This is a genomic window from Pseudomonas sp. FSL R10-2189 (genome assembly GCF_009600325.1).
Taxonomy (GTDB): domain Bacteria; phylum Pseudomonadota; class Gammaproteobacteria; order Pseudomonadales; family Pseudomonadaceae; genus Aquipseudomonas; species Aquipseudomonas helleri.
The window spans coordinates 1-8,676 of record NZ_WIVZ01000068.1 but is presented as its reverse complement, the minus strand read 5'-3'; the positions used below and the strand labels follow the sequence as shown (position 1 = coordinate 8,676).

General features: G+C 66.6%; 12 protein-coding genes. All 12 read right to left on the bottom strand.

Annotation, left to right across the window (positions count from 1 at the left end; translation table 11 throughout):
• Positions 1–636 (bottom strand): TraC family protein (locus GHO32_RS25655; RefSeq protein WP_153443068.1); only part of this gene is annotated, 636 nt, incomplete at its 3' end.
• Positions 636–1,085 (bottom strand): TIGR03751 family conjugal transfer lipoprotein, encoded by a 450-nt coding sequence (locus tag GHO32_RS25650; protein ID WP_012205987.1) that lies wholly within the window; start codon positions 1,083–1,085, stop codon positions 636–638. The genes GHO32_RS25650 and GHO32_RS25655, both read right to left, overlap by 1 nt.
• Positions 1,066–2,475, bottom strand: coding sequence for a TIGR03752 family integrating conjugative element protein (locus GHO32_RS25645; protein WP_034065593.1), 1,410 nt, complete (start codon positions 2,473–2,475; stop codon positions 1,066–1,068). Before GHO32_RS25645 ends, GHO32_RS25650 begins: the two co-directional genes overlap by 20 nt.
• Entirely contained in the window at positions 2,465–3,394 is a 930-nt protein-coding gene (locus tag GHO32_RS25640) for a TIGR03749 family integrating conjugative element protein (RefSeq protein WP_153443070.1), read from the bottom strand. Before GHO32_RS25640 ends, GHO32_RS25645 begins: the two co-directional genes overlap by 11 nt.
• Before the next feature lie 5 nt (positions 3,395–3,399).
• The gene (locus tag GHO32_RS25635; RefSeq protein ID WP_012205984.1) at positions 3,400–4,092 is read right to left on the bottom strand and encodes a PFL_4703 family integrating conjugative element protein; all 693 of its coding nucleotides are present in this window, start codon (positions 4,090–4,092) and stop codon (positions 3,400–3,402) included.
• Positions 4,089–4,499: a TIGR03750 family conjugal transfer protein gene (locus GHO32_RS25630; RefSeq protein WP_034065591.1), complete on the bottom strand. Its 411-nt coding sequence runs from the start codon at positions 4,497–4,499 to the stop codon at positions 4,089–4,091. Before GHO32_RS25630 ends, GHO32_RS25635 begins: the two co-directional genes overlap by 4 nt.
• Before the next feature lie 13 nt (positions 4,500–4,512).
• Positions 4,513–4,872: a TIGR03745 family integrating conjugative element membrane protein gene (locus tag GHO32_RS25625; protein ID WP_012205982.1), complete on the bottom strand. Its 360-nt coding sequence runs from the start codon at positions 4,870–4,872 to the stop codon at positions 4,513–4,515.
• Positions 4,873–4,888: 16 nt separating this feature from the next.
• Positions 4,889–5,122, bottom strand: a complete 234-nt coding sequence (locus GHO32_RS25620) for a TIGR03758 family integrating conjugative element protein (RefSeq protein ID WP_012205981.1) — start codon at positions 5,120–5,122, stop codon at positions 4,889–4,891.
• Positions 5,119–5,502 (bottom strand): RAQPRD family integrative conjugative element protein, encoded by a 384-nt coding sequence (locus tag GHO32_RS25615; RefSeq protein ID WP_012251136.1) that lies wholly within the window; start codon positions 5,500–5,502, stop codon positions 5,119–5,121. The genes GHO32_RS25620 and GHO32_RS25615 overlap by 4 nt, the downstream gene beginning before the upstream one ends.
• A 98-nt stretch (positions 5,503–5,600) precedes the next feature.
• Complete coding sequence (locus GHO32_RS25610; RefSeq protein ID WP_034065589.1) at positions 5,601–6,362, bottom strand: TIGR03747 family integrating conjugative element membrane protein; 762 nt, start codon at positions 6,360–6,362, stop codon at positions 5,601–5,603.
• Entirely contained in the window at positions 6,359–8,542 is a 2,184-nt protein-coding gene (gene traD / locus GHO32_RS25605; protein WP_034065588.1) for a type IV conjugative transfer system coupling protein TraD, read from the bottom strand. The genes GHO32_RS25610 and traD overlap by 4 nt, the downstream gene beginning before the upstream one ends.
• Positions 8,543–8,546: 4 nt before the next feature.
• Positions 8,547–8,676 (bottom strand): DUF2859 domain-containing protein (locus tag GHO32_RS25600; RefSeq protein WP_153443066.1); only part of this gene is annotated, 130 nt, incomplete at its 5' end.

Here is an 8,676-nt window from a genome sequence, read left to right as displayed (position 1 = left end):
GCGGTACACCACCATGCGCACGCGCCGCGTCTGGCCGCGCCAGCGCAGCCGCGTGACCACCGTGTCCTCGAACAGGCCGCCGGGCTTGGCCACAGCGCGCAGGTGGTGGCCGAAGAAGCGCAAGTAGAACTCGGTGAACGCCGAGCCGCGCGCACGTGGCTGCACGTAATCGCGCAAGGTCTGCATGTACTGGTCGAAGCTCGGTTCGTCCTGGGCATAGAGCTGGAGCACCCACGGGTTCTCGTCCAGTTCATCGAAACTGTCCTGAAGCGCGTTTTCCAGCGCGTCGCGGGCATGCGCGAGCCAGCCGGGTTCCCGGCCTTCGGTACCCAGCGGCACCAGTTCGTAGAACGCCGCCACCGATTGGCCGTCCTCCAGGAGCATCGATTTCGACTCGGGCATGAACTCCACCCAGGGCAGCAGTTCCACGAACGACGGCGCGACCTCGTACAGCGCCTGCTCGTCTGCCAGGGTCGCCGGCCTGCGGCCTTGCACCGCCGTGCCGGGTTCGGGGATGCCGACCTGGCGCAGTGCCTCGACGTGGCGTTGCCAGCCGTCCGGCTGCTCGTCGTCGTCAGCATCGGATGCGGCCAGCTTCGGCGCGGTCGGCTTCGGTCTGGGGAGTTTCCAGCGCATCAGTAATCCTCCACGCGCTCGCCTGGCATGGCGTACTGCACGCGCTGGTACAGCGGGAACACGGTCGTATAGCCCGGAATCGGCACTGGGTCGGTGCCCGCCAAATGCGGATACACGTACATCACGAGATCGGGGTTGGGCAGGCGCTGGAACTGGCGGTAGACCTCGTTGCGCGCCGTGCGCGTGTAGCGCATCTGCTCGGCAGGCGCGGCCTGCACGTCCATCTCGGTCAGCGGCCTGCGCAGGCTCTGGCGCGCATCGAGCAACTGCCTGCGCGCTACCTGGCCGGCACCACCGCCGCCGTCGCCGGCGTTCTGCTGCCAGATGTTCATCATCGTGCTGTCGCCGTGGGTCAGCAGCTTTTCCTTGCTGGTGGCGCAGCCACCGAGCAGCGCGACGGCCAAGGCCAGCGCCAGGCCCTGAGCCCAGCTATTCAAGTTCGAGGGCATGGCTTTCTCCTGCGCGGTGATCGACCTTGCGGCCTTCGGGATCGAAGTCGATGGCGAGCGGCTTTTCGAGGTGGACGGCGACCTTGGCACCGGGCTGCACATAAACGGCAGCGAAGGCCTGGCCGTAGAGCTTGTTGACCCAGCTCGACATGTCCTGGACGCCGCTGGCGAGAATCCGGCCCACGGCTTCCTGGCCGCTGATGCCCACGCTGCCGATGGAGCCGTCGGCGCCGACATAGGACGCCCTGCCACTGTCGGATTCGATCAGCGAGGCCACGCCAGCCCCAGCCGCCGTGATCAGCGCCTGGGTGCCGAGGTACTGCTGCGCATTGCTGCGCCGCTCGCCGCTGACACAGGGAATGCCGTGCGGGTCGCTGATCCAGCCCAGGCCGTCGCGTTGTTGGTTGTTCTGCTGGTTGCCCTCACGATCCTCGGGGATGGTGCGGATGGTCCCGTCATGGAACACGAAGGTGATGCTGCGCACCTGGCCGCGCACGCAGGAGAGCGTCCAGTCGCCCGATGCGGTGCCGGAGAACACGGCCCCGGCCACATCGGGAATGTCGATGCCGTTCGCGGTCAAATTGTCAGGCCCGACCAAGACCTTGAAGGGGTATGGATCGTTCACCGTGCCGTCGATCGGCACGCGGCCAATCAGCGCCGTCATCGCCACCGACCCCATCAGCGTCGAGTTGGTCGGCACGGTATAGACGGGCGTCGGGCTCTTGACGCCTGCCGCGCGTGCGCCCGCGTTCGCCACGGTTTGCGCTGTGGTTTCCAGCGTGCTCTGTGCGGAACCGAAGCTGGTGGGGAAGCTTATGCCGCCATTCGACCTGCCACGCCCGTCGCTTTGTTTCGCGTCATCCGGCTCCACCCAGCGCATACCGCCTTCCATGCCGGCCTCGTCGCCGTCACGCAGGCCCAGCCCCACCGGCAAATCGGCATGGCCGCCGCCACGCCCGCCGATGCTGTCCAGGCGCTGCTGCAGGTCAGCGAGCAGCCCCTCGGTCTGCTGGCGCGCGCTGGCCGCCTGCTGTTGGTCGCGGCGCAGGTTGGAGCGCTCGGATTCGAGGGCGGAACTGATGCGTTGGTCGATGGCGTTCTCGCGCTGGCGCAGTCGCAGGTTCTCCTCACGCTGCGACCTGTTGTCGGACAGCGCGGTCTGAAGCTCGGTGCGCAACTGCTTCACCTGGGCAACCAGCGTCGCCACGGTGTCGCGCGGGGTGTCACCCTCGATGCCCAGCGCCTTCATTTCTTCCGGCGTAAGCCTGCCGCCGCCATCCGCGACAGGCGGTGCCGACGCACCGCCACCGGAAAACAGCCGGATGGCGACAAACAGCACCAGCAGGGCCACGGGGATCAGCAGCCACTTCAGGAGTCCGTTACTGCGCATGGCGGGCCTCCCTGTCGTCGCTGGCTGCTGCTTTGGGCTGCGGGAGATGCACAGCGGGGTCGAAGCGATGGATCGCCGGCAGCAGCGTTTGCGCGAGGCCGTGCCCGCGCGTCACCAGGTACAGGACGGTGGTGTCCTCGGGGGTTCCGCGCGGGCCAAGCGCCTCGTGCTGGAAGGTGGCGGTGAGGAAATCCCCTTGCAGCACGCGCGGGTCGAGGCTGATCCAGTCGCTGCTACTGTTGGTCAGGCGCACGGCAGTGACCCACTGGTCTTCCAGGCGCCACGAGGCGAGCGCGACCGCGCGTGCCGGCAAGGTCGGCATCAGCGTGCCGAGGTCGAGGTCGCGGCGCAGGTTGACCCGCATGACGCCTGGCAAGGCTTCCACGGTGCGCAGCGGTGCGTAGAGGTTCTGCGCAGCAAAACGTGTCAGCACGACGGGGATTGGCGTTTCGCGCCGCGCCGTCCGGGTGCCCGCCTGCTCCTGAGCGCGTGCATGGGGCGCATCGGCACCGTCAGGCTGATCGCCATAGCGCGCTGTTGAGTTGTTGCCCTCGACGATTCGCACCGGTTCCAGCTCGGCTTCGCCGTCCTTGGGCGGCTCCGCCGCAATGTCGAGCAGGATCAGCGCGCCGGTGTCGGCGTCCTGCAATTGCAGCCGAGTGGGCTCGATCGGCTCGCTGGCGCGCAGGTAGACCGCGCCGCCCGCGCTCTGCACGCGCAAGCGCTCACCGACGCCTGCGGGAACGCCCACGCGGACGTTTCGGTCGATGAACACGATGCGCTCCTGGCCGACCTTCAACGGCACCGCCAGCGGCATGCGCTCCCAACGCAGGATCTCCACCGCCTGGACAGCGGGGGACACGACCACTGCGGCGGCCACGGCCAGCAGCCCCAGCAGCGCGAGTACAGGATGCTTCATGGGCTTCATGGGGAATTACCTCCTTGAGGCGCTTGCGGCGTCAGGCCACCAGGCACCGGGCGCGTCGGCTCCGGTGCGCTGATGCGCTGGGGCGTGCCCTCGTAGCAGTCGATCACCAGGCCGAACGGGTTGCGTGCGGGATCGACGTCCACCCGCGCGACCTTTACGGGGTAGCGCACCAGGGCGCGTTTGACCTGCTCGGCGCCGTAGTACTCGTCGGCGCTGATGTCCAACGTCACCACCCAGTCGCGGTCGGAGATCACACGCACGCGCGCCGTGGGGTTGTCGCCATAGCTGCGACCGGGGATTTCGTAGATGCCGCGCACCCGCTGGCGCAGTTCGCCGGTGCTGCGGCGGTAGTCGTAGTCCGCCTTGAGGAATGCCTGGCAGGACGGGGTGAGGTACGGCGAGAGCGTATGGAGGTTGCGCGGGTAATCTTCTTCGCCATTTGTCGGCCAGCGGTTGAGGGTCTGGAACACGTAGAACGTGAACGCATAGACCGACTCGGGCGGCACTTCCCACCACTTGCGGGTACTGCCGGAGCGTAGGTCAGGCGGGACGTGGATGGTCAGATCGCGCGGTGCGCTCCACCAGCCGCCGCCCATGACCAGGGCGACGATGACCAGCGCACCCGCGCCGAGGCGCAGCGTCTTGATGTGCGCCTGCAGGTGGGTGATCTCGTTCTTGAAACGGCTCATCGCGCGCCCCCGTGCATGCCCCTGCGGATGGTCCAGAAACCGGAGCGCGAGATCAGCACATGGCCGCCCACCCAACCGGCCATCAGCGGATGGCGCGTGGCAATGCGCCACTGCAACTGCCGGTACAGCCAGGTGTCGGGACGCCCACGCTTGAGACGGCGCAGGATGCCGCCGCCGATGAAAACGCCCAGCGCCACGCCCAGGACAACGAAGGTCGGCGCGATGGCAATCGTGCGGAACACCCACGACAGCGGCGCGCCAACCACCAGGCCGGCAGCGCCGGACAGGCCGCAGCAAATCCACAACTCATCGGCAGTGAGGCCGCGCACGACCACCGGGTGCCTGTTGAGCCGGTGTGGAAGGAACGTGACTGTCCCATCGGCACGGACATGCTGTTGCTCGGACATAGCCCGTCCTCGCTTACAGGATGCCGGTGGCTTCGGTGAGCAGCCAGATGCCGATCACGAGCAGGACGGCGCCGATGGCGACCGTGAGACCGAACTGCCCCCAAGTCTTGCGACCGGTGTGGATTTCCGCGTAGGTGCCGTAGGCGTGGTAGCACACGCCAATGAACATCGACGCCACCACCAGGAGGGCCACGAGCATGATGATGTCGTAGCCGTAGTTCCTGATTGTTTCCATGATGCCGCTGCCGGCGCCGCGGGTCGGGTTTTCCAGCTGCGGCAGACCTTGCGCAAACGACAGCGCGGGCAGCGCGGCGGCACCCAGGGCGACGGCGGCGCGTTGGACAAAACGAGTAGTGAGGATGCGGTTTGGCATGGTCAATCCCTTCAGGTCAGGAGAGGAGGAAGAACGTCATGACGAGGTACATCGCGACGAAGCGGATGCAGACGCCGAGGAACTGGCGTTGGTTGAGGCGGTTCTCGGCCCACCCCACGTAGGCCGTTCGGATGGCCCAGACGCCCCAGACGAGCAGAACCGCAAACACGATGCCGACCAGAACGGTCGCCATCGCGGACGGCGCGATACCGCTGTTGGCTTGAAATGCCGAGACCTGGGCGCCGTTCATGGTCTGCCCTGCGCAGTCGTCGGCAGCGATGGCGGGGCGGTCCGCTCGGTGCGGTACTCACCAGCCAGTTCGGAGAGGTCGCGTGGCTGGGCGCGCGACGGTGTGAGATGGGCCTGGATGCCGGCGCGCACACGCGCCAGATCAGCCAGCAGTCGTGGGTAATCGAAGTGGTAGCGCTCGCCCGGCTGGATGGGTGCGTGTGCAGCGCCATCCGCGATGGTGCGCTCCAGCGCGTCGAGCTGGCGTAGCGCGGCAACCAGCTCCTGGCGCTGTGCCGGGGATTCGGCCAAGGCAACCGGGAACTGACCCATCAGCAGGGCCGTCACGAGAAAAGTGGGCACGCCGCGATGCGCGGCGCGCAGCCAGATCGGAGCCAACATCGCGCCATTCCTGTGTGATAAGCAATGGTTTGATCGTGGCGATCAAAGGCGTATCAGGCCGCAAACAATAAGAACCTGCGGATGACCGGATTGATGGCCTAGAGGTACTTCTTGAAGCTCCCTGCAGTCAGGCTCACGGCCAGCCCCAGCAAGGCCGCGCTCGGCAGCAGGATCAGCAGCGGATGCACCGAGATCGGCAGCGCCAGGTACGTGACCCAGGGCAGCACGGCCAGCGGCATCAGGCTCGCTTTCGCTCGGTGATAGATAAAGCCGGATTCCCGGCCTGCTCCGAACCGGCGCACATCCCGCCGTACCAAACCGTCGATCAGGCCGACGAAAGCGGCCGTGAAGATCAGCGGCAGCGTGAGCGCCAGGACCAGCAGGCGCACGAGGAAAGTAAGCGTCGTGAAGGCTGCGGCGATCAGGTAGCTCTCCGTCCAGACATAGACCTGGCTGATGAAGTAGCGGAAGTTGCGCCCTCCGTCCTGGTTTTTCCCCTGGCTGGGCGCGCGGGCGCGCTCGGCGGTCTGGCTCATGCGCTCCAGGAGCCCTGATCGCACGAACACCCATTCATAACCCGTGTCCACCAGCTCGTGCGCCGTTCGCCCCGGCTCCTGCACGACCACGCTGCGCGTGAAATGCTTGGACAGGTGCCCCAGCTCGTACTGCAACATTTGCTGGGAGTGCTGCCAGCCCTGGTCTTTCCAGAACAGGTGCATGCCGATGCACTCCATCAGGATCGAGAACAGCAGCGAGCCGACCAGCACTCCGAGCAGTCGGAACGGCAAGGTGATGGTGCCAACGATCAGGCCCTGGCGGCGGTTCTGCTCGCGCTGCGCAGTGGAGGCGGCATCGCTCATGGCGCGGCCTCTTCGCTGGCCGTGTCGCCCGTGTCGGTGATGGGTATGGCGATGGCCGCCTCATCGAGCAGGTCGTCCGGCAAGGCCGCGTCCTGCAAGACCGGGGAGCTGGTGAACTCCCACCACTGCGTGGCCTCGCTGTAGCTCTGGCGCATGTGCCCGGCCAGTTGCTGCAAGTCCGCCGGCATTACCTCGTCCGGGTCTGGCGCCGGCAACGGCATGCGCACCTTCCAAAGCTGGCCACCTTGCAACAGCGCGAAGCACTGACCTTTGGGCAGGCCGACGACGTGGGACGGCTCGATCATCGGCACGCTCGACATGCTGATGCGGTCTTGCGTGTTGCTGGTGAAGTCCGTCGTCCCGCGGATGTCCGAGGCATCGGTCGCGCCGGAGACGATGGTGGTGGTATAGACCTCCACCTTTGGCAATTGACGGGTCAGCAGTTCCGCGGTGGCGGTTTCCCGAACCCGCAACATGAACAGGTTGTTGAAGTTGCCGATCACCTGGCCGGCCTTCGCGCGGTTGCCGATGCGGGCCTCGATGTCCGAGAGCGTCTGCGTGTACGCGGTGACTTGCAGCCCGGCACCGCCGCCCTTGTTGATGAGGGGGATGAACTCGTCGCCCATCAGTTCGTTGAACTCGTCGGCATGGACGTTGATGGGAATGCGCGTGCCAGCCGAAGCCCCCGGCAGGCCGTCGTCGATCCCGTGCTTGTAGATGTGCCCGGCGACCGAAACCAGGTCGGAGAACATGGAATTGCCGACCGCCGCGGCGACCTCGGCGTCGGACAGCGCATCGAGGCCGACATAGACCACGGCGCGCTTTCGGATCACCTGCATCCAATCGAAGATCGGGCGCGGGTCGGCCAGGTCGGAGTAGTTCGGGGCCAAAAGCTGGGCGATCTTGCCGCTGGTGAGCTTCTCCAGCAGCGGCAGCAGCGATGCGACGATCTTGTCGAAGTAAGTCTTGTCGTAGCGGACTGCCGAGCGCAGGCCGTCGAGCACCGGGTCGTAGTTGCGCGCCTGCGAGAGGTACTGCTCCAGCGCCACCACGCGCTTTTCGCGCCCGATCATGTTGCGCGGGATGTTCTTCTCGTTTAGCTTGGCCTCGATCTGGACGATCACCTCCCAGGCCTTGGGCTCGGTCTTGGCGAAGTAGTGTTGGGCGTACTCGATGAACAGCGCGTCGATGTTGATCACATGGCGCTGGATCAGCATGTAGTCCGGGCGCTGCCCCAGTTCCACCAGGGCACGGGCGATGATGTTGACGAAGCGCCACGCAAACTCGCGAAATGCCGCGCTGTTGCCTTCCCCGGAGAGCTGCCCTGCAACGCGGGTCGCCACTTCGCTGATGCGCCCAAAGCGACCCACGGCGTTATAGCGCGCGGAAATGTCCGGCCAGCCCAAATGGAAGACATAGAACTCGCCCTCGCGGCCCGCACGCTTGGCCTCGACGTACACCCGCTTCAAAAGATCGGCGTCGCCCTTGGGGTCGATGACGATGACGACCTCGTGCTCGCCGTCGGCGTTCTTGCGCCGGATGTCCTGGGTCACGAACAATTCGGCCAACCGCGTCTTGCCCACGCGCGTGGTGCCCAACACCAGCGAATGCCCGACGCGCTCACCCAGCGGCAGGCTGACGTCCACCTCATCGGGTTCGATGCCGTGCAGGCGCGGCAAGCCGCCCACAGGCGGCAGTGGGCGCACCGGATTGAAAGGTACATCCCAGCCCGTGAGCGCAGGTAGCCGGGACAGCGGGAACGGCGCGAACTCCAGCCGTTCCTCCAGCCTGCGCGCCAGCCGGTAGGCCGGCGTCAGCTCGACGTAGCGGCGAAATTCCGGTCGGTACGTCTGCATCAGCCTATGGGTGTGTTTCTGCTCCCACAGAAACCCCCGCCCCACGAACAGACGCTGCTGGCTGACCGGCACGTCCTTGCTGGTCATCACGTAGCGCGGCAAGCGGCGAATGTTGCGCCGGTAGCGCAGGATGACGCGGGCATCGCGGTAGCGGATGGCACCGTAGACGCAGAACGCCAGCGCACTGCCGACGCCCATGGCGGGGCTCAGCGCGAGCGACCACGGGGCCACCAGGGACAGAAACGCGGCGCCTGCACACGCCGCGACGGTATAGAACTCCACCGCTGGGCGCAGCAAAACCTCGACCGGCTGTTTCCCCGACATGGCTTCATTGCTCGATGCCGGTGGCTGTGATCAGCACCGGGTAATGCCGCAGACCCAGGCGCTCGGCCAGGTCGTCGCCGGCCACAGGCGCAAGGGGCACGCCCGGCACCAGGGCGCGCAGCCGTGCCAGGCCC